Source organism: Niveispirillum sp. (assembly GCF_017996735.1).
In the GTDB taxonomy this organism is placed as follows: domain Bacteria; phylum Pseudomonadota; class Alphaproteobacteria; order Azospirillales; family Azospirillaceae; genus Niveispirillum.
Genome location: NZ_JAGOGJ010000008.1, coordinates 22,139 through 42,036, shown reverse-complemented (window position 1 = coordinate 42,036; position 19,898 = coordinate 22,139). Strand labels below are relative to the sequence as shown.

Here is a 19,898-nt window from a genome sequence, read left to right as displayed (position 1 = left end):
TCCTATCCTCAGGTGGTACGCGGTCAGATCAGGGCGCTGGCCCGCAGGCCGGCCATTGCCAGAAGGGCGATCAGCAAGGTCAGCACGGCGGAGGTCACGGCCGTCCGGCTGACAAGGAGAAGAATGCAGACCAGGCCAAGCAGCGTTGAGAGGGACAGGAACCAGCCCTGGCCGACGCCGGGCGCCAGGAACATGGCGAACAACTCGATCCCGAAGAGGGCCCAGACCCAAAGGCTGGCCCGCAGGTGGGTCGGGTGGACGCCATTGCGCACCATGCCCGGCAGCAGAACCCTGTAAACACCATAGGCGCCCAGCAGCACGCCGATTACGGACAGGCCCAGGAACATCAGTTCCGTGTTGGCCGGCAGGATGAAGCGGAAATCCAGTATCGTCGGGGTCTGGGTCGGGGAACTGGTCTGGCGTGTCGCAAGGTCCTGCGCGGCGGCGATGCCGCCTGTTCCGCCAGCCAATGCCAGGGCCCAGAGGGCGGCCATAAGCCGGGGATGGCCGCGGGTCTGTCGGAACGGCATCAATAATCCTCCTCTTGATCGGCGATGGTTTGGTTCCGGCGTTGTTCAACGCTGAAATTGTAAATTTCGGGCTCATCATCGCCGGAGCGCGTGACCTCCACATCGATCTGGCCGCCACCCAGCGATAGAAGGCGTCCACGCCGAATACGCCCGCCGCTTCCCACCCAAAGGCCGATCACCAGCCAGCGAATGGTGACCTCGCACTGCCGGTCACCGCTTGTCATGTAGGCGGCGGTGGTCAGGGCCGGCGCCAACTGGGTTTCATCATTGGCGTCATTCCGCCCGATATAAATGCGCGGCCGCGCCGCCATGCGGAACAGCCACAACAAAAGGCCCAGCAGCAGAAGGATGGGCAGGGCGATCTGCAGAAGCGGCTGCCAGGGATAGCGGACGGTGAGATTGACCGGGATGACCAGGGCATCCTGAGTCAGAGCGTCGGTGGCGACCGCGCCGCGCACGATTTGGGTCAGACGGAACAGGAGCCCCTGCACCCCGACATCGGGTTTGTAAAGCTGGCTGATGTCGCCGTCGAAGCTCCAGTTGCGTCGCAGATCATCGGTCAGTTCCACCTTCTCGCGCTGCACCGAGTACTGGATGCGCAGCGAACCCGCAGCCTTCGTCTGGTTGGCCAGCGAAAGCCGCAACTTCGTCATGAAGGGCAGGTCGCCGAATTCGAAGGGGTGGACAGCGAATTCGATGCGGAAGCGCCGACCTTCCGGTACAAGATCATCCTGTTCCGGCGTGACGTGGGCACTGATAATGCCCTCGCTCACCATGGATTCATGACCATCTATGCTCAGGATGGCCTCGATCCGCGCATCCTTCATGATGAAGCCGTGGCCGGGTCGGATGACGGCTTCGAAGCCGAACGCGATCTGTTCTCCGACACTGAAATTTCCGATGTTGAGCGTATTGCCGATGAGTTCGACCGTGGCGCCTTCCTGATGCGTTACGGTCAGGGTGACCTGATCCGCATCGCCGGAAATATCGAGAGGCGTGATCGGCAGTGTTTCGAAGCGCAGGTCCGCCTGCTGGAATTGCGACAATATCTGCTTCAGGTCCCGCTGCATGGCGGTGATGAGGGCGCGGGACTCGTCACGACCGGTGCCGGATCGCACCAGCAGATAGATCGCCAGCGCCCGCTGTCCGACATAGGGCCGTGCTGGAAGGCTGGGACTTACCGGAGAATAGATCAGGCCATCGAAGGGCAATCGCAGTGGTGTCAGGACCAGATGGGCAATATTGTCGGACTGGAGCAGTCTCTCCCATTCCTTTTGCGAATCCATGGATGATTGGGCCCGATCATCCGCGACATTGTCGGTAATGATGATGGCGCCCTGTCCCGGCGCCGATTGCGACAGCCAAGTCCTCAAGGCATTGCCGAGATCGGTTTTCAGCCCGTTCAGCGGCACTGATTGCAAAGAGCCGTTCACAGCGCGAAGCGTTCCGTCGAACGCCCATTTCTGGCCGGCTGTACGATCCAGTGCCGACAGAAGATTGGGCCAGATGGTCTTGTTTCCGTTAAATCCCTTCATCGATCCGGAATTGTCGATCAGCACGTCGAAACCGGGTGCCGGCAATTCATTTTCGGCCTGGGGGCGGCTGGGACCGGGTGGTGTCTGGCCGGGTGCGGGCAGCACGAACAGCACCAGCATCGCGGCAGACAGCAACAGGCGACAAAGGCGCCAACTCATGCGGCACCTTCCGTGCTGGCTTCACCCGGCAGATCGACCAGCCTTACCCTCATGCCACTACCGTCCCTTGTTGCGAATACCAGCTTCCGATCGATGACAAGCGGGGGGAAGGCGCGGGCGATCTGCCCCGCCAGCGGCCGGCGCACACTCAATTCGCTGCGGCTGTTGCGCTTGCGCTGCCAGATGACCAACTGCGCTTCCTGGCCGGAGCTCTGGTCCGATACGCTTGTACGGGCAACGATGAACAGCAGGTTTTCACCGAACACCAGCGGTGTCACGAAGTTGCTGTCATCCGTTCGCTGGTCGCTCCATACCCGCTGCCCGTCGGCTGCGTAGCTTTCGACCGCCGACCCGTGGCACAGCAGCGCGCCGCCGGTCCATGGGTCGGGAAGCAGCACAGCCCGCCGGTCCGTGATCGGCAATGTGATGATCTGGCCAGAGGCTCCACCAAGCGGGAGGATCGCCAAGGCCGGTTCCTTTCGCAGCACAGGCAGAAACAGGGTGGCCGGCAGGTGGGCGGAAAACCGGATCGCAAGTGGTGACAAGGGATGTTCCTCCTGCCGTGCCCGCAGATTGACCGGGATTTTCCGACCGAGCTCGGTCGGAAGCGGAACGTAGCGGACGGGAGGGGTGTCCGGCTGCCCCTCCCAAAACAGGACACCATGTCCATCCGATAACCAGAAACCGGGGCCTCCCTGCACAGCGCCCATGTCTATGGCGCGATCTACCTTGATTTCGGGGGGCAACGGTTCGCCGATATGCCACGGTCCCACGCCAGATCCCGTCGCAAGCAGAATTCTGTCGCCTTGCCGAAGCGCCACGACAAAACGGCCGTCACCAGATGATGCCGTCGCCGCGAAAGCCTCTCCCGCCATCGGCGGAATTCCCCTGATTTTTGGAGTGGCTGTCAGTCCCGGGCCGACGATTATTGTTGCGGTTTCGGCCGTGGCAACAAGCACGCCGGCGGGTGTGACGGCGGGTGCCGATACCCATGCCGTGTAGGGTGGCAGGCTGCCCAGGGTATGGGCGCGCCCGGCGCCACGCGCAAAGGCCAATGTCTGCGGTTCCAGCAGGTGCAGCCGGCTGGGCTGCTGATCGCCGGCTGCGGACACGACCAACAGGCCCGCGCCGCTGGGAAACCAGTTGAGAGCGCGGTCCGTGTCCGACAGTGACAGGAGTGCTTCCAATGTCCGCGTTTCCGCCTCTTCCGCCCCCTTTAGACGGGCGCGCAAGATTTCCGGCGCCGGCAACGCGGCGAGTTCGTGAAAAGGTTGAAGAAGCACTCCACATTGCCGGCAGAACCGGGCCCCATCCCTGTTGATGGTGTGGCATGCCGTGCAACGCCGCGCCACGCCACCACAGGTCCGGCATCGCCTTGCGGCGCCGGCGGTCGGGTTGAATGTATGGTCGTCTTCCCAAGGAAAAGGACAGGGCTCGTCTCGCACGAGGTACCCCGCTCAGTTGTGCCTACGCCTATTGCGATAGCATAACGCTTATAACTCTGGTACATAAAATTGAACAGTACGGCATTAACCAGTCGTATTTACATGTGTATTCGGGGTGGTTACACTATTAAGGTCTGGAATTATGGAAAAATCCCTCGAAAATCAGAATGGAATTCTGAAATCTGACAACGACGGTGCGCAAAAATTGCGATTCCAAGATTTCAGAGGAAAGTCGCATAAAAACAGAATGATCATGTTGTTGTCAATGTTGATTATTTCTCCAGTTTTTATCGTACTTATTTCCTTTAAGGTTGGTCTTCTTGATTGGGTGTTTCTGATTTTACCTGGAGATTATCTGCCGATTTTTTATAAAGAAAACAATATTAAGCCATCATTATTGGTATTTATTACTGTTGTTGCGGTGATATCTATACTGTTCGTCTTGAGTTTTAAGCTGTGGCGTGAGGTCGGATCGAATGGCAGGGGGCTGGCCATACTTCGCGATGACAAAAAATTGCGGCAACTAAAGGAAGGGGATTTCGAGGGGGCCGTCGAGATACTGCAAGGAATGTCCCCTGCCAAGCGGCGGGCGATGCCGGAGATCCTGCAGGAACAGGTTGAGGCGCTGGATCGGGTTTTCCGGTTGCACGCCCGATATTCCGATGCCTTCGCCTGCGCCCTGGCTGATATGCCGCGTACCCCGGGGCGGCCTTATTCCCTGCGATCGCTGCATCAGTTTCTGGTCAATCTGCTTTTGGCGATCGGCATTGTCGGCACCTTCTATGGCCTGATCCTGTTTCTTCAGGACCCGGCCTTCATGGAACTCCTCAAGACATTTCAAAGGCCCCAAAACTCGTCGAGTCCGGGCCTGTCATCGATCACGACAAGCTTCCAGTTAGCTTTTGGCACGTCGCTGCTGGCCTATGGCGCCAATGCCGCAGGGCGGTTCCTTCTGGACATCGCGGACGAGGATGCGGAGGCGACCTGGGCCGCGTATCAGGAGCTGCTGCTTCTCCCCTTCATCCACGCTTTTCCGGTGCGCGGCACGGTGGGCACCGTGGAATGGGATTCGCGGTCACTGGCGGCGGTGGAAGAGGTGTCGAAGACGCTGGTCATCATCTCCCATGGTCTGGCGGACATGCACGCTGCCCAAAGCAAGACGATCGACGTCATGAAGTCACATGCGGAGGCCCTGCAGGAAGCGATGTTGGCCGTTCCCGGTATCCTGAACCGGATGGACGACCGGGCGGAGCTGTTGGCCGCGCGCCTAGACGCGTGTGCCGCCGGTGTGGAGCGGGCGGCGGTACGGTTGGACGGTGCCGCCACCCGGATTGGCAATGCCGCCAGCAATATGGAGAAACAGGTTTCCGAGGCGGCCGGCCTTATCCAGGCCGCTATAGCGGCTTTGGTTAACGCCAGTCGCGAATTGTCGGAATTGCTTGAGAAGAAACTGTCGACGGGGGTCAAGACCGTGTCGGAAGCGGTCGAGAAAGCGACAGGGCATTTCCAGGAGGTTGAGACCGGTGTGAAAACCGTCGTGAAGGAAATGACCGGCGGGGTGGGCGCGCTGAAGACGATCATCGATCAGTTGCTGGGAGCCGCAGTGACACTAGACGAATCGGTCCGCCATGCGGGTGGGGATATGACCGCTGCCGTCAATGCCGTGTCCGTGTCGGTGGGACGGGCGCTTGAGACGGACAAGAATCTCAGGGAAGCCCTTAAGCGGCAGATCGATCAGCAGGTGATAGAGCTTAAGAATATTCGCGCTGCCCTTGATACGCTTCAGAAGCTGGCCCACACGGAATTCGAACGCCGGGCTGGTGGTGCATGAAGCGAGATTTTGTCAGCTCGAATGAGATCGCCTTTGCTGATGTTGCCATGGCAGTCCTCGGCCCGATCCTGTTGCTTTTGGTTGTCTTCATCGTTCTGGCGACGGGGAACAACTGTCCGGACTTATCCTCAGACGAATTGAAACGGGCGGCGCTAGGTCTGCAGCAGTGGATCACCGACACAGATTATGAAGAACGCAGGGCGGCCGTCCACCGGCGGTGCCCGGAATTGTTGCAACCATCAGGTGATGCGGGCACGGAAAAGGCCTATAAAGAGGTGCCAGCCCCACTTGCCGGTTATTGCCCCGGCCAATGGCCGAAGATCATCCAGGCGGCCTTCTTGTCGGAGGAGCAGGTCATGCTTCACGCGCAGGAGGTCAGCAAGGTTGACCGCGCCGCCGTGATCTGTTTTGGCGGAACCGAGCACACTTGCGAGCCCGTTCGGGCACGGGACAGACAACGGAAGGCGAACGAGCTTTCTCAATGGTATGAAGATGAGCAGCGGGCGGAACTTGAAGATATGAAAAGCCTGGAGAGGCTCTGCACGGCAGACGAGAAGCGCTCTCAACCCAGGGCTACGCCAACTGATCCTCCCTTGTTGCAAGGGATCTGCCATGAAGATACGGAGGCACTGGCAAGGATGTCGCGCCGGTCTCTGGCGGAAATACGTGCATTGGCAGGGCGCCGCCAGATGACCCTGCTGATGCTCCGGCGTTGCCTCACCGATGTGGACGTTCCGACACCCAGGGATGCCCGGCTTCATTTCCTTGCCTGTTCGACAGTTCCGGCCAAGTCGTCGGACGTGCAGGAGGAGATGCCCGACGAAGATCTGCGAAGTCGGCTCCGGGCAGAGGCGGATCACATCCTCAGCACGTTGAAAGCCGACCCAAAAATCAACCGTGTCGATTTTTTTGGCCACACGGATAGCCGTCGCATTCGTGATCGACAGAATTGCCAGCCGGACACCATTCGCGACAATCTGGACCTGTCGTTCCATCGAGCGAAATATTTCAAGGAACGCATGCTTGAACGGCTTGCGGTTGATCCGGATATTGCACCCCGCCTTGGTACGACCGGTCGGAACGCATTACGCCTCTACGCCATCGGGGTCGCCGACGAAGAACTTCAGGACAAGAACCGTCCGGAAGCCGATGTGAACAGACGCATCGAAATTCGGTTTGTAACGGAAGGACGCCAGCAGCAGGAGGGAGCACAATGATCCCTGCCAATAGGACCGACCTTCGGTTCGGTGCTGCCCGGGTGGCGGTTGGGGACGCCCGGGACCCTGACCGTCTGTTGCATCTGCGTGATTGTGGTGGCTTTGCCGTCGGCCCGTGGAGCAGTCCCGGCAGTCCCCTTGCCGACATGGCACTTTTCCAGCGGATTTGTGCCGAGGGGGGGTGGAACATGGCGATGCGTTTGGCGACCAGACCCCTGCGGCGACCGGAGGAGATACTGGCTGCCGAAAAGGATCATTGTCCAGATACAGTCTTGACCACGCTGACCCTGGCTGAGGCCGAGGGACTGGCCCGCGCGGCCAACGGCCGGTTGCCGGACGAGACAGAGATGGAGCGTATATTGGGCGATGCTCCGCATATTCTTTCCCGTCTGCCGCCAAATATCGACATATGGACCAGTTCTCCCTGGTCGGCGTGGAGTTACCGGCTGGTGGTTCCTTCCGATCATGTAAATGTGAAATGGCTGGCGCATCCGTCCAGGATTTTGCCCGATGTGGCGGCGACGTCTCCGGTTTGTCAGTTCCGGATGGTATCCCCCCCCGCTCGGCGGGTGGCGCAGCCGGATTACACGGGGGCTTGTGTGATGGTTCGCGACCTGCCGCCGGGTGGGGGGCCGTCACGATGAAGGGGGGCGAGCGAACAGGAGTTGCGGCCCCGAAGCCGTGTCCGAACTGTCTGACGCCGGTGCCTGATGCATCGCTGGAATGGCTTTGCGCCCATTCATGCCAGGATGCCACCCGAGGCCGCCGCCACCGGATTCCGCTGGGTGATGTGAAGACGGAGGCGCGATATACCTGGACCGCGTGCCCGCCCTGTAAAGTGAAGCTGACGCGTGCGCGTCTGCCGGGCTGCGACCTGGATTGGCCGCAACCAATGCATGCCGATGCCGCTGACATCCGTCATGTGGCCTTTGTGCAGATGGATGGTGATGGTGATATCGCTGTGCCCGAGCACCGCGCCAGTTTCACGGCCTTTGCGAACGCTGCCGTTTCCACGGGTATGGCATTTCCCAATATACAGGACTGGGTGCGCTGGCGCACGGCATCGCCCGATCTGGGCTGGGTGGAATTGCCACAGGATACGCCATTGTCCTTGGCGGGTACCGTGGGAATACCCGGCAAGACCGTGAGATTGTGCCTTCATTTCTGGCATAGTCACGGCGCCGCGCCCGCGACATGCCCGGTCCGCGCGTCATTGCCGGTTCGCCTTTCCATGGCGGATGCGGTCATATTAATGATCTCCGCCCGGTATCTGTTGGAAACGTCAAGGGACCACCTCTTGGCCGGCGTAAGGGAACTGGCCCGACTGATGACCCAGGACGGCAAGGGCCGTCCGCGCCTTTTCTTGTGCCTTTCTGCGGCAGAATGGCTTCTCAGGCACGCGGGTCTCTCTCCCGCCGGCTTTAAAACCCACCCCTGGGACAATGATCGACGCATGCAGTGGCTGGATCACTGCGCCGGATTTGGCGACATCGCCAGGCTTTCGCCTGTCCTAACGGCCTTTGGGGCTGTCAGCCCGGTCATGGTGGCTGCTGACGACTTCGCTCAGATGACCGACCTTACGGTCTTTACCACCTGGATCAGGGGTCCGGTTCTGAAATAAAGGGGGCTTAGATGGAAAAGAATCCACCCGTCACGGCAGCAGAGTGTCTGGATCCTGCCGACGCTGCCATGGTCAGCGCCTTTTATAAGCTGCAGCGGCTCCAGAAATCCGTCAGCCGGCGGTTTCCAGCTCTGTTTGGCGAGGAGATGCGATGGGAGTTTTTTAAACGCAATATTCCAGCAAGCCGGAGAGATTTGGCTCCCATCTTTATGTTGATATTTGCGCTTTGCGCCATCGGGGCGCTGCAGGCCGGAGCGGGGAATGATGGGATTTTCAACATAATGGTCAGCGCGTTCTTTGCCTATTTATTTGTGAATATGGGATTCAAAACGGAGATTGGTCGTATTATATCTTCCGTGATCATGGTTGTCTTTTTTCTATTTTCAGTCTCAGTCTTTGTTTTGAGTGTTAAAATTTTAGGGATAGAAAAATTTGATGTTGCAGCGTTTTTTGTTTTATTTATCTTTATTCACTTCATTCGAATTGGAATTGAGAAAATTGTCAATGGCGATCGAGGGTTTTTTCCTCGATGGGTTCGGATATTGGCGTTCAGGTTAATTTACAAAATAGAAACTGTTGCAATATTTCTCTCTGTGCTATTTGGATTGCTATTTAGTCACATGCTGAATTTTCGGTGGAAACGGGATAGGTCACAATGCGTGGCTTTGGAGTGTTGTGGATTTCCACGGGCCAGTCTGGCGGTTGCCTGCAAGCGTTGCGGCACAGCGACAGGGGAGGAACGGGGATTCGTCCACCTTGATCCGGGCTTGGACCGGCCCTGGGTCTTTGTATGCCCGCACGCTGACTGCAATCATCCGCATTTGGTTTGGCCCCATGGTGAGCGCGAAAAAAATGTCGATGTAGGGGTGACACGATGCAGGTGGGGGCAAGGGATTTGTTATCAGATCAAGGCTGATATAACGATCCAGCTTGTCGCGTTTGGCGGTGCGAAGCTGGAACCGGTCATTGCCCGGATCGCGCAGTGGGCGGACCCCAGCAAAGCGCAACCTGAGAAGAACGGAAATATTGTCCGCATCCGTCTTAAATTACCCATGATAAATGAGCCTAAATGGCTGGGCATCGCGGTCCGTCAGCCGGTCCACGCGCCATTTCATGAGAAGCTGCCTATCCTTCTGGTGCTGCCGCCGCTGGGCAAGCCGGAAGATCATCCTGCGGTTTCAATGGAGCCGGCATTACAGGGGCTGCCGGTTCATGGAGATCCGCCGCCGCCGGTTTGGCTCTGGTGGCCGTATGATTATGCCCCTCCGCCGGGCTCGCCGCGTCTGATCAGGGACGCCAAAGATTTGGCGGATATGCTGAATCTCAACCTTGTGCTGGCCGCCGACCCATGGATGCCTGCGCGAGCCATGGAGGCGACGGCGTGAGCGGTTTCGCGGTGGAATGGCGGGATCAGAAAGATGAACTGGGCTTGGTGCTGCGTCCCATGCCGGCGGAGTTCTATCGCGCCACCTTGATTGCGGTGGCGGACACGGCGCTGGTGGGTGCTGACAAGAATGGCACCCTGAAAATGCTGGACACGTTATTGAGCTACCATGGAAATATGCCCAACGACCCCGCCTGGATCACGGTCCTGGGCGCGCGGATGATGCCAGTCAGGATGGATGCGCAGCGACCGGGGCCGGTACAGGCATTGCTCAGTCGCTGCCTTGATAAGCCGCCGCCTGCGTTCGGGCCGTGGTGGACGCCGACGGAGCGCAGCGTGGAGACGCTGGCGAACCTACTCGGCAGATCAGTGGAGGTTTTGGCGCTTTGGCCCGATGGGGGGCAGTTCCCGACACCGCTGTCCTGGCAAGAGGGGCCTGGCCGCCAGCTGGTAAAATGTACAAGCGGGGCCGCCCAGGAATGGCATTCGATCCTGCTGGACCGTTTCCAGGGGCTGCCGGCGCCTCGCCATGGGGACAGCGTCGTGATTGAGATACGCTCATCCCTTGCCGGCAGAGTGCAAGTGACGCCACCCGCGACGGCTTTGGGTTGTGTGCTTCAGTTCCACAACCAGGGGGGCTTGTTGAAACTACCCCCCTGGGGACCAGACTTGGCTCGCCCGTTGCGTCTGGCGACCCTGGAAAATGGGAGCCCGGCCGACCTGGATATCCTCAAGGCGGCGACCCGCATGTCGCAAATCGGATAACTGCGGCCGGGCAGTTTGGTCAGCCGATGCCGGCCGCCGCCGCGTGTTTTTTGCGCAGTTCGTAAATCACCACGCCGATGGCCAGCCAGATGCCCAGGCGCAGATAGGCGTGCTCCCCCAGGACCGAGATCAGATAGCCGCAGACCGCAATGGAGACCAGCGGGATCAGCGGGACCCACGGCACGCGGAAGGGACGGGGGGCATCCGGACGGGTCCGGCGCAGGACAATGACGCTGACCGACACCATCATGAAGGCCAGCAACGTGCCCGACGACACAAGTTCCGCCAGGAAGTCGATGGGGAACAGGCTGGCCAGCGTCGCCGCCACCGAGCCGGTGATGATGGTGCTGATATGCGGGGTGCGGTAGCGCGGATGGACCCTGGCGAAGACTGACGGCAGGATACGGTGCTGCGCCATGGCGAAGAACACGCGCGGCTGCGCCATCAGCAGCACCAGAATGACAGAGGTCAGGCCCGCGATGGCGCCAAGCGACACCAGCGGCAGCAGCCAGGACACGCCCTCTCCCATGTTCGCCACGGCCAGCGCCACCGGGGAGGGCACCGACAATTGGGTATAGGGCACGGTGCCGGTCAGGACCAGCGACATGGCGATGTAAAGCACGGTACAGACGGCCAGCGAGCCCAGGATGCCGATTGGTACGTCGCGTTGCGGTTTGCGGGCCTCCAGCGCTGTGGTGGCAACGGCGTCGAAGCCGATATAGGCGATGAACACCACGCCCGCCGCCTTCATCACGCCGCTGATGCCATACTGGCCGAAGGTGCCGGTATTTTGCGGGATGAACGGGACCCACAGGTCGGGGTTCACATGGAAGGCGCCGACCGCGACCACCACCAGGATGACCGCCACCTTGATCAGCACCACCACCATGTTGGCCGCAGATGACCGCTTGACGCCGATGACGGCGCACAGGGTGGCCAGGCCGATGATCAGGGCCGCCGGCAGGTTGATGACCGATCCCGTCGTGACCAGATGTCCCTCCTTCAGGGCGAAGGGCGCGCTGGTGAAGGCCGCCGGCAGGGTCAGGCCGACACTGTCGCACAGGGCAGAGAGATAGCCCGACCAGCCGACGGCCACAAAACTGGCCGCCACCAGATATTCCATGATCAGGTTCCACCCGACCAGCCAGCCGATGCGCGGCCCCAGCGCGTCACGCGTGTAGGAATAGGCACCCCCCGATTCCTTCGACGTGGCCGCCAGTTCCGAATAGCACAGCCCCGCGCAGCCGCAGGCAAACGCCGCCAGCAGGAAGGAAAGCGATACGGCAGGGCCGGCATAGTCCGCTGCGGCCGAACCCGTGATCACAAAAATGCCGGCGCCGATGATGCAGCCGACCCCCAGCAGCACAAGCTGTACCGGCCCCAAGGCCGGCAGCAGGCCGCTGCGATGATCCCCGTTCTCTGTCATTATGACCCCTAAGGCCTGTCGTTTATGCACGCTTTCTATGTTGTCGGCGTATTCAGGGCAAGTGCATATAGTTTCATTTGAAACGAATTTCCTTCCAATGCTTTTGTCGACCGGTGTCATTGCAATTGACACCGGTTTCCATTAGGGTCGCTCCGCCAAGGCCGCAGGAGACGGCCCTATCCAGGAATCCTCTTTCATGTCGGGGGAAAAGATGGGAAGTGAAACGACCGGAGCCGACGGCGTCAAGGTCGGCCGGGTCCGCTGGATCGTGGTGGCGCTTTTGTTCACTGCCATGGTCATCAACTATGTCGACCGGCAGATGATCGGCGTGCTGAAGCCGACCCTGTCGGCGGAGTTCGGTTGGACCGAATCCGACTATGCTGACATTATCTTCTGGTTCCAGTTCACCTATGCGCTGGCCTATGTGGCCTTCGGGCGCATCGTGGACCGGCTGGGGGCCCGCTGGGGCTACGCGCTGGCCTTCACCATCTGGACCATCGGCCATTTCGCCCATGCGGGTGCGAAATCGCTGGCGGGCTTCATCATGGCCCGCATGGTGCTGGGCGTGGGTGAAGGCGGTGGCTTCCCCGGCGGTGTGAAGGCCGTGGCGGAATGGTTCCCCAAAAAGGAACGGGCCTTCGCCACCGGTCTTTTTAATGCCGGCACCAATATCGGCGCCATTATCACACCCCTGGTCGTGCCGGCCATCACCATCGCCTATGGCTGGCAGATGGCCTTCATCATCACCGGCCTGGCCAGTCTAGTCTGGCTGCCGCTGTGGCTGATCCTGTACCGCCGCCCGCGTGACAACAAGCATGTGGGTGCCGCTGAACTGGCCCATATCGAAAGCGATCCGCCGGATAGCACGGAAAAGATCGGCTGGCTGCGGCTGCTGCGGGTCAAGGAGACCTGGGCCTATGCGCTGGGCAAGTTCCTGATCGACCCGATCTGGTGGATGTTCCTGTTCTGGCTGCCCGATTTCCTGGGCAAACGCCATGGGCTGGACCTGAAAAGCTTCGGCATTCCGCTGGTCATCATCTATCTGCTGTCGGACGTGGGTTCCGTGGCCGGCGGCTGGTTGTCGTCCAAGATGATGCAGAACGGCGCCAGCATCAATCGGGCCCGCAAGACGGCCATGTTGATCTGTGCCCTGTTCGCGCTTCCCGTGGGTTTTGCGGCCTTTGCCGATCAGCTTTGGGTGGCGGTGCTGATCATCGGTATTGCGACGGCGGCCCATCAGGGCTTCTCCGCCAATCTCTACACCCTGCCGTCCGACGTGTTCCCCCGCGCGGCTGTCGGCTCCGTCGTGGGTATCGGCGGCATGATCGGCGCCTTCGGCGGCATGGCCATGGCCAAATATGCCGGCTATGTGCTGGACAAGATCGGCAGCTACACGCCGATCTTTGTGGTTGCCGCCTCGGCCTATCTGCTGGCCCTGGGGGTCGTCCACCTGCTGTCGCCGCGCATGGAGCCGGTGCAGATCAAGGATTGATCGGCCTTTCCCCCTCCTTCCTCCATCGGGTGGACGGAGGGGGAATCCGTCAAGCCGGCCGCAGCCCCGTATAGCGTGCCCGTGGCCGGATCAGTACGCCCGAGCGCGCCTGTTCCAGGTAATGCGCCATCCAGCCCGCGCTGCGGCCCAGGGTGAACAGGGTCAGCGGCGCATGTGGAGGCAAGCCCAGCCGGTCGGCCAGCAGCACCAGCGCAAAGTCGATCGTGGGCGGTGTGCCCGCCAGATCCGTGGCCGCCCGTGCCAAGGCCAGGGCCCGGCGCATGCGCGCATCCCCGCCCCAACTGGCGGCCATCCGTTTCAGCAGCCAGGTCGCCCGCACATCGCCCTGCGGATAAAGCGGATGGCCGAAGGCCGGCAACTCCTCCCCCCGGGCAAGGAAGGCGGAAAGGGCCGCCGCCGGGTCCGGCGCATCCAGCAGGCCCGGCAGCACGGCCGCGAGCCGCGCCGTCATGCCGCCATGGCGCGGGCCGCGCAGGGCACCGATCCCAGCGGATATCGCCGCATAGGGGCTGGCCCCCGTGGAGGCGACACAACGCACGGTGAAGGCCGAAGCGTTCAATTCATGGTCGGCGCATAAAACCAGTGTCGCGCGGATCAGTTCCGCCCCGGCGCCGGAAACGTCCCACGCCGTGCATAATTGCTGATGCAAAGGCTGGGCGGACGGGACCGTGCCGGCCAATATGGCCGATGTCAGGCGCAGGATGCGGGCGCCGGTGCGTGCAAGTCCCGCCGGCGTGCGATTGACCGCCCGCCGGTCGCCCACCGCCGCCAGGGGCAGGACCGCCAGAAGACGGTCAAGAGGGTCAAGGTCCGACGGCAGGCCGATCAAGGGGGGGGGATCGGGCGGATCTTCCGCAAAAGGGTCGTCGGTGACATCCCAGAGCAAGCCGGCTACCGATTCCACCGATGAGCCCGCCGCCAGATCCGCGACATCCCGGCCCCGGTAATAAAGACGGTTGCCGGTGATCAAGGTGATGGCGCTTTCCAGCACCGGCGCGCCCCAATCCAGCGCCCGTTCCCCCGACGTCTCTGCCGGCCGGTCGCGCCTGGCCACCAGCGCGCGGACATCATCGGCCCGGTAAAGCCGGGTGCGCCCGCCGGACGATGGTTCCGACCGTATCAATCCACGGCTGACATAGGCGTAAAGGGTGGCCAGGCTGACCCCGAGTTCGGCCGCGGCTTCCTTGGCGGACAGGGTCGGGGGCGTGGACATGGCCAAAGACATCGGTTTTGTGATGCAGCGGCGCCTGTATATCAGCGCGTGACCGGTCTGGCCAGCCTCGGCGCCAAACGCTGCTTACTTTGAGCCGGCCGATTGTCTGCGCGAAGAGATCAGCAGACCCAGCCCGAGCAGCCCCACGATCCATAGCCAGGGACGGAACAGCATGTTGTCGGCTTTACCGACCGCTGCCGGTTCCTGATGCGGTGCCGTTTGGGGTGACGAAGCGGCTTCCGTCTTGCCGGCCGGCGCCGGTCCGTCCTGTTGGCTGTTGCTGTCCTCTGCGGGATATTCATCCACATGCTGTTCATGCATGGCCTTCACGGCGTCGCTTGCCTTGGTGGCAAAGGTGTCGCTCGGGGTGTTCCATGCCGTCGCCCCCTCCGCCACGTTCCTGCCGGGACCGCTTCCGTGATCTTCCGCCAGATGGGCGAACGTGGCGGGAATGGGCGACAAGGACCCGTTATCGCCTGCGGAGGCCTGTTTCACGGCATCAATGACCGAAGCGTCGGATGGCGGCGCACCTGTGTCTTGGGGGCGCGTGCTGACCGGATCGGGTTTGGCCGGGTGTGATGCGCCGGTCCCGGACGGGTCGGAGGTCGCCCGGCCGGCGCTTACCCGTGCGTCCCGTCCAAGGGGTGGCATCATCGGATCCGGCCCTGTGTGGCCCTCGGGTACGGCCTCGTGGCTGTTATCCTGGTCGCCCCTGTCCATTGTCGCCATCATCGTCTCCAGAATGTCGCGGGCTGTTGTTTCCATTCTGACAACGGAATTGCTGGTAGCTGGTTCCATGCGGTTGCCTTTGCAGGAACCAAACAGTTCTACGCCTGTTTGTGCATGTGCCGTCGTTTCCGGATCGGCAAAGATCCCAGGAAGGTGTGAGCCATGTTCATGCATGACAAACCGCTGAACTGCACGGTCCTTGTTGGTGCGCCCGGTTCCAGGCCCGCCGGCCGGAAGCTGACACTGATCGGCGGGCCGAATGGGGAACTGACGACGGTCCGCCCGTAATACCCGACGTCCCGTAGCACTCGGCCCCCAACCCGGCCAAACAAACCCAGCCAAAGGAGAGTTCACATGCCCAAGCAGCCCAAGGGTCTCAGCGATCTGTTCTATGAGACGCTGAAGGACATCTATTACGCCGAGAAGCAGATCCTGCGCGCCTTGCCGAAAATGGCCCGTGGCGCCCATGCGGCGCAATTGCGCGAAGCCTTCGAACAGCATCGCGCGGAGACGGAAGGCCAGATCGAGCGGCTTGAATCCATCTTCGAGATGATCGGCAAGGCGCCGCGCGGCAAGACCTGCGACGCCATCATCGGCATCATCGATGAAAGCAAGGAAGTGATGGAGGATTTTGCCGGCAGCGAAGCGCTGGACGCCGGAATCCTTTCGGCGGCACAGGCCGTCGAACATTATGAGATCAGCCGTTACGGCACGCTGATCGCCTGGGCGGAACAACTGGGCCTGACCGACGCCGTTCCCCTGCTGGAGGAGACGCTGGCCGAGGAAAAGCGCACCGATCTGCTGCTGAGCAAGCTTGCCCTGTCGTCCATCAATGCCGAAGCGGCCTGACCGCCGGCCTTTTTGCGAACTATCCGGAGCCGGTGAAGGCCGGCTCCGGATATCCAGATATCAGACGTTCAGCAGCAGGTTTTCCCGCTCCCAACTGCTGATCACGCGCTGATAGGCGTCATATTCCGCCTGCTTCACAAAACTGACGGCCGAAATGAACCGTTCCCCCAGAATTTCCTTCAACGGCTTGCAACTGTTGAACTTGTTCAAGGCGTCGCCCTGGTGGCGCGGCAGAGAGAAGGCCAGGCGATGGGCGGAACCCTTTACCGGATCGGACGGTTCCAGTTCCTGGGTCATGCCGATATAGCCACAGGCGAGGGAGGCCGCGAGGGCCAGATACGGGTTGGCATCGGCGCCGGCCACCCGGTTTTCGACACGCCGTGCCTCGGGCGGGCTGACCGGAACGCGGAAGCCGGTGGTGCGGTTGTCGCGGCCCCAATGCACATTGATCGGCGCGTCCGACCCCTGCACGAGACGGCGGTAGGAATTCACGTTGGGCGCCAGCAGCGGCATCGCATAGGGAAGGTATTTCTGCAGGCCGGCGATGAAGCTCAGGAACAGTGGCGTATCGCTGCCATCGGCATTGGCGAACAGGTTGACGCCGGTCTTGGCATCCACCAGTGACTGGTGGACATGCATGGCGCTTCCCGGCTCGTTCTGCATCGGCTTCGCCATGAAGGTGGCATAGACCTGATGCCGGATCGCCGCTTCGCGCACGGTGCGCTTGAACAGGAACACCTGATCGGCCAGTTCCAGCGCGTCGCCGTGATTGAAATTGATTTCGATCTGGGCGGCACCGGCCTCATGGCTCATCGTGTCCACGTCGATTTCCTGCTTTTCGCAGAAATCGTAGACATCCTCAAAGATCGGATCAAATTCGTTGACGGCGTCGATGCCATAGGCCTGCCGTCCGCTTTCCTGCCGGCCCGAGCGGCCGACGGGCGGGACCAGCGGGTAATCCGGGTCCTTGTTGACGGCGACCAGGAAAAATTCCAGTTCTGGTGCTACGATCGGCTTCCATCCCCGCGCGTCGTAAAGGCCGAGGACCCGCTTCAAAACCGAACGGGGGGAAATGTCGACGGTCGATCCATCGGCATAAAAACAGTCGCAGATGACCTGGGCGGTGGGTTCATTGTACCAGGGCACGATCCGGACGCTGGTGGGGTCGGGCGTCATATAGACGTCCCAATTCTCCACGCTGGTCACATCCTCGTCTTCCGGATACTCACCCGTGACGGTCTGGATAAAAATGGATTCAGGCAGGCGCAGGCCACGGTCCCGCAGGATACGCAGGAATTTCTCGGCGGGCACGATCTTGCCACGCGCAATGCCGGCCATGTCGGGCACCAGGCACTCAACCTCGGTGATGTTCCGCGAACGGATGAAATCTTCCAATGTACTCATGACCACGCCGCGGGTTGGCGGCCCAGATGCACCCGTCGCAGCCGGAACCGGCCCGGCATTCGGGGCTGGGAAATGGTGCTACGCCCGCAGCCCTCCACGTTGTTTCGGATGGTTCAGTATAGGCAGAGGAAAGGGGGGGCAGGCAAGCGGGTTACGCGGATTTTCGCTGGTTTCCGCGGCCCGGTCGATGCGTGCTAACGTTGTGCCGTGGCCAGTTTCACGGCCAGTCCCACAAAGACCAGGGCGGCGATGCGGTTCAGCCACACCTGTGCCCGGTCGGACCGGCGCAGCCATCGGCGGATGCTGCCCGCCGCGAAAGCGATGCTGGAAAAGGCCAGCAGCGCGCAGAGCATGAAGACCGCCCCCAGGACAAACATCTGCGCCACCATCCCGCCGCGTTCCGGCGCCGTGAATTGCGGCAGGAAGGCCAGGAAAAAGATCGCGACCTTGGGGTTGGTGACGTTCATGATGATGCCGCGCAGATAAAGCCGGCCCCACGCGCCGCGTCCCTCTGCCTCATCCGACAATTGTTCCGGTCCCGCACGCCAGGCGCCCCAAGCCAGATAGAGCAGGTACAGCGCACCCGCCACCTTCAACAGGGTGAAGGCCAGTTGTGAGGTCTGGAATATCACGGCCACGCCCAGCGCCACGGCGGTGGTGTGGACGATCAGGCCGGTGCACAGACCCAGCGTTACCACCACGCCCTTCCACGGCCCCTTCAGTGCCGATTGGGTCAGCACGAAGATATTGTCGGGGCCGGGGCTGTAGGCCAGCAGCAGCGCCGTGACGGCGAAGGCGGCCAGGATATTCGGCTCTATCGGCATGGCATCACCTTGGGGTTAAAGGTGCGAAAAGGGGGGCGGCCGGCCGGACGCCCCCCTGCCGGTCAGCGCGGCGCCAGACGGATCGCCCCGTCCAGGCGGAAGCTCTCCCCGTTCAGATAGGTGTTGCGGCAGATTTCCAGCGCCAGACTGGCATATTCCGCCGGGCGGCCCAGCCGCTTGGGGAAGGGGACCGAGGCTGACAGGCTGGCCCGGACATTGTCCGCCATGCCTGCCATCATCGGGGTTTCCATGATGCCGGGCAGGATGGAATTGATGCGGATGCCTTCTGCCGCCAGATCACGGGCGACAGGCAGGCTGATGCCCAGGATGCCGGCCTTGGATGCCGTATAGGCGGCCTGACCCATCTGACCGTCGGTGGCGGCGACGGAGGCGGTGTTGATGATCACCCCGCGTTCACCATCATCCAGCGGCTCGGCCCCCGCCATGCCCGTGGCCGCCGCCACGATGCAGCGATAGGTGCCGATCAGGTTCACCTGCACCACCTTTTCGAACAGGGCCAGTGAATGGCCGGTGATGGCGCCTGTTTCGCGATTGCGGCCCACTGTCTTGGCCCCGGCCACGATGCCGGCGCAATTCACCAGGATACGTTCCTGGCCATGGGCCGCGCGGGCGGCGGCAAAGGCCTGGGCCACGCTGTCGTCGCTTGTCACATCGACGGGCACGAAAAGGCCGCCGATCTCCGCCGCGACCTGCTGGCCCCGCTCCGCATTCAGGTCGAACAGCGCGACCTTCACGCCCGTGGCGGCCAGCGCGCGCGCCGTCGCCTCACCCAGGCCCGATGCCGCGCCCGTCACGATGGCGGCGATGTCCTTGTTCAAAAGCATGATCTTTTCCCGTCCGGTCTGTCTCTGTTGTCGGCTTGTCCGGCCCCTGGCCGTCGCCGCCTTCTGCATAACCGTATCCGGTTCACGACCCAAGCCTCGCGATCGGCCGTCCCGTGATCTGCGGGCAAAAGAAAACCCCCGTGGCTGGATGCGCCCACGGGGGTCTCTTCACTACCGAAACCACAAGGACCTATGTCAAGACGTGGTCTCGGGATGGTTGCTGCGATGTATCAAGTAATCGCAAAATGTTGCTGCGGTGGGATCATGTTTCTACACACCCTCCCAGGCTACGGAACGCAGTTGATCACCTTAACGATTAGGCCGCCCACTGCGTACGGGGCGTTTTGACCTTCAAGATCACCCTCCGTATCTTTGTTACGATTTGATGGTGCCCCCATCATGCATGGGCGTCAAGCATTTTTGTGGGGGGTGCGGCGACCCTATCCAGAAGATCACGGCATGGCCGGAGGCTTGGATACGGCGTTGGCGCTGCCACAGGGGGGGGGGCGATTGTGCCGGTGACAAATCCCTTGTCCCGTGATGCGCCTGCTGGGTTACCCTTCCGCCATCTCGGGGTGTGATACCCCTGCCGTCCCTTGAAGGAGCGT

Annotated in this window: 17 protein-coding genes; 8 read left to right on the top strand and 9 right to left on the bottom strand. The window is 61.5% G+C overall.

Features of this window, described 5'->3' with window-relative positions:
• Positions 1-23: 23 nt before the first annotated feature.
• The 3 genes from KBA48_RS04960 to KBA48_RS04950 form a co-directional block, all read right to left on the bottom strand.
• Positions 24-530 carry a hypothetical protein gene (locus KBA48_RS04960; RefSeq protein WP_292903893.1) on the bottom strand — a complete coding sequence of 169 codons (507 nt, stop codon included), beginning with the start codon at positions 528-530 and terminating at the stop codon, positions 24-26.
• Positions 530-2,089, bottom strand: coding sequence for a hypothetical protein (locus KBA48_RS04955; RefSeq protein ID WP_292903892.1), 1,560 nt, complete (start codon positions 2,087-2,089; stop codon positions 530-532). Before KBA48_RS04955 ends, KBA48_RS04960 begins: the two co-directional genes overlap by 1 nt.
• Positions 2,090-2,220: 131 nt before the next feature.
• A complete protein-coding gene (locus tag KBA48_RS04950) occupies positions 2,221-3,507 on the bottom strand; it encodes a hypothetical protein (RefSeq protein ID WP_292903891.1) in 1,287 nt (428 codons plus the stop codon).
• Positions 3,508-3,811: 304 nt separating this feature from the next.
• Between KBA48_RS04950 and KBA48_RS04945 the strand changes: the two genes are divergently transcribed.
• The 6 genes from KBA48_RS04945 (at position 3,812) to KBA48_RS04920 (ending at position 10,487) form a co-directional block, all read left to right on the top strand.
• Complete coding sequence (locus KBA48_RS04945) at positions 3,812-5,500, top strand: hypothetical protein (RefSeq protein WP_292903890.1); 1,689 nt, start codon at positions 3,812-3,814, stop codon at positions 5,498-5,500.
• Positions 5,497-6,717 carry a hypothetical protein gene (locus tag KBA48_RS04940; protein WP_292903889.1) on the top strand — a complete coding sequence of 407 codons (1,221 nt, stop codon included), beginning with the start codon at positions 5,497-5,499 and terminating at the stop codon, positions 6,715-6,717. Before KBA48_RS04945 ends, KBA48_RS04940 begins: the two co-directional genes overlap by 4 nt.
• A gap of 272 nt (positions 6,718-6,989) precedes the next feature.
• The gene (locus KBA48_RS04935) at positions 6,990-7,361 is read left to right on the top strand and encodes a hypothetical protein (RefSeq protein ID WP_292903888.1); all 372 of its coding nucleotides are present in this window, start codon (positions 6,990-6,992) and stop codon (positions 7,359-7,361) included.
• A gap of 248 nt (positions 7,362-7,609) precedes the next feature.
• Entirely contained in the window at positions 7,610-8,338 is a 729-nt protein-coding gene (locus KBA48_RS04930) for a hypothetical protein (protein ID WP_292903887.1), read from the top strand.
• Between the two features lie 11 nt (positions 8,339-8,349).
• Positions 8,350-9,723 (top strand): hypothetical protein, encoded by a 1,374-nt coding sequence (locus KBA48_RS04925; RefSeq protein WP_292903886.1) that lies wholly within the window; start codon positions 8,350-8,352, stop codon positions 9,721-9,723.
• On the top strand, positions 9,720-10,487 hold the full coding sequence (locus tag KBA48_RS04920; RefSeq protein ID WP_292903885.1) for a hypothetical protein: 768 nt from the start codon (positions 9,720-9,722) through the stop codon (positions 10,485-10,487). Before KBA48_RS04925 ends, KBA48_RS04920 begins: the two co-directional genes overlap by 4 nt.
• Before the next feature lie 19 nt (positions 10,488-10,506).
• Here the strand turns inward: KBA48_RS04920 and KBA48_RS04915 are convergent, their stop codons facing one another.
• Positions 10,507-11,913 (bottom strand): amino acid permease, encoded by a 1,407-nt coding sequence (locus tag KBA48_RS04915; RefSeq protein ID WP_292903884.1) that lies wholly within the window; start codon positions 11,911-11,913, stop codon positions 10,507-10,509.
• 211 nt (positions 11,914-12,124) lie between these two features.
• On the opposite strand from KBA48_RS04915, the gene KBA48_RS04910 reads away from it, so the two are divergent.
• Complete coding sequence (locus KBA48_RS04910; RefSeq protein ID WP_292903883.1) at positions 12,125-13,405, top strand: MFS transporter; 1,281 nt, start codon at positions 12,125-12,127, stop codon at positions 13,403-13,405.
• 49 nt (positions 13,406-13,454) lie between these two features.
• Here the strand turns inward: KBA48_RS04910 and KBA48_RS04905 are convergent, their stop codons facing one another.
• Positions 13,455-14,639 (bottom strand): citrate synthase family protein, encoded by a 1,185-nt coding sequence (locus KBA48_RS04905; protein WP_292903882.1) that lies wholly within the window; start codon positions 14,637-14,639, stop codon positions 13,455-13,457.
• A gap of 84 nt (positions 14,640-14,723) precedes the next feature.
• Positions 14,724-15,542: a hypothetical protein gene (locus KBA48_RS04900; protein ID WP_292903881.1), complete on the bottom strand. Its 819-nt coding sequence runs from the start codon at positions 15,540-15,542 to the stop codon at positions 14,724-14,726.
• A 180-nt stretch (positions 15,543-15,722) separates the two neighbouring features.
• Between KBA48_RS04900 and KBA48_RS04895 the strand changes: the two genes are divergently transcribed.
• On the top strand, positions 15,723-16,217 hold the full coding sequence (locus KBA48_RS04895; RefSeq protein WP_292903880.1) for a ferritin-like domain-containing protein: 495 nt from the start codon (positions 15,723-15,725) through the stop codon (positions 16,215-16,217).
• 60 nt (positions 16,218-16,277) lie between these two features.
• Here KBA48_RS04895 and KBA48_RS04890 read toward each other — a convergent pair whose 3' ends face one another.
• From KBA48_RS04890 to KBA48_RS04880, 3 genes are all read right to left on the bottom strand, one after another.
• Positions 16,278-17,621 (bottom strand): glutamine synthetase family protein, encoded by a 1,344-nt coding sequence (locus KBA48_RS04890; protein ID WP_292903879.1) that lies wholly within the window; start codon positions 17,619-17,621, stop codon positions 16,278-16,280.
• A gap of 194 nt (positions 17,622-17,815) precedes the next feature.
• Positions 17,816-18,445, bottom strand: coding sequence for a LysE family translocator (locus KBA48_RS04885; RefSeq protein WP_292903878.1), 630 nt, complete (start codon positions 18,443-18,445; stop codon positions 17,816-17,818).
• Between the two features lie 62 nt (positions 18,446-18,507).
• On the bottom strand, positions 18,508-19,290 hold the full coding sequence (locus KBA48_RS04880) for an SDR family NAD(P)-dependent oxidoreductase (protein ID WP_292903877.1): 783 nt from the start codon (positions 19,288-19,290) through the stop codon (positions 18,508-18,510).
• Positions 19,291-19,898: the final 608 nt, after the last annotated feature.

What these genes read in the sequence shown, in the direction of transcription:
- KBA48_RS04960 (WP_292903893.1), bottom strand. Translation starts at nt 530, where the DNA reads ATGCCGTTCCGACAGACCCGCGGCCATCCCCGGCTTATGGCCGCCCTC.
- KBA48_RS04945 (WP_292903890.1), top strand. Translation starts at nt 3,812, where the DNA reads ATGGAAAAATCCCTCGAAAATCAGAATGGAATTCTGAAATCTGACAAC.
- KBA48_RS04940 (WP_292903889.1), top strand. Translation starts at nt 5,497, where the DNA reads ATGAAGCGAGATTTTGTCAGCTCGAATGAGATCGCCTTTGCTGATGTT.
- KBA48_RS04930 (WP_292903887.1), top strand. Translation starts at nt 7,610, where the DNA reads ATGCATGCCGATGCCGCTGACATCCGTCATGTGGCCTTTGTGCAGATG.
- KBA48_RS04925 (WP_292903886.1), top strand. Translation starts at nt 8,350, where the DNA reads ATGGAAAAGAATCCACCCGTCACGGCAGCAGAGTGTCTGGATCCTGCC.
- KBA48_RS04915 (WP_292903884.1), bottom strand. Translation starts at nt 11,913, where the DNA reads ATGACAGAGAACGGGGATCATCGCAGCGGCCTGCTGCCGGCCTTGGGG.
- KBA48_RS04910 (WP_292903883.1), top strand. Translation starts at nt 12,125, where the DNA reads ATGGGAAGTGAAACGACCGGAGCCGACGGCGTCAAGGTCGGCCGGGTC.
- KBA48_RS04905 (WP_292903882.1), bottom strand. Translation starts at nt 14,639, where the DNA reads ATGTCCACGCCCCCGACCCTGTCCGCCAAGGAAGCCGCGGCCGAACTC.
- KBA48_RS04900 (WP_292903881.1), bottom strand. Translation starts at nt 15,542, where the DNA reads ATGCATGAACATGGCTCACACCTTCCTGGGATCTTTGCCGATCCGGAA.
- KBA48_RS04895 (WP_292903880.1), top strand. Translation starts at nt 15,723, where the DNA reads ATGCCCAAGCAGCCCAAGGGTCTCAGCGATCTGTTCTATGAGACGCTG.
- KBA48_RS04890 (WP_292903879.1), bottom strand. Translation starts at nt 17,621, where the DNA reads ATGAGTACATTGGAAGATTTCATCCGTTCGCGGAACATCACCGAGGTT.
- KBA48_RS04885 (WP_292903878.1), bottom strand. Translation starts at nt 18,445, where the DNA reads ATGCCGATAGAGCCGAATATCCTGGCCGCCTTCGCCGTCACGGCGCTG.
- KBA48_RS04880 (WP_292903877.1), bottom strand. Translation starts at nt 19,290, where the DNA reads ATGCTTTTGAACAAGGACATCGCCGCCATCGTGACGGGCGCGGCATCG.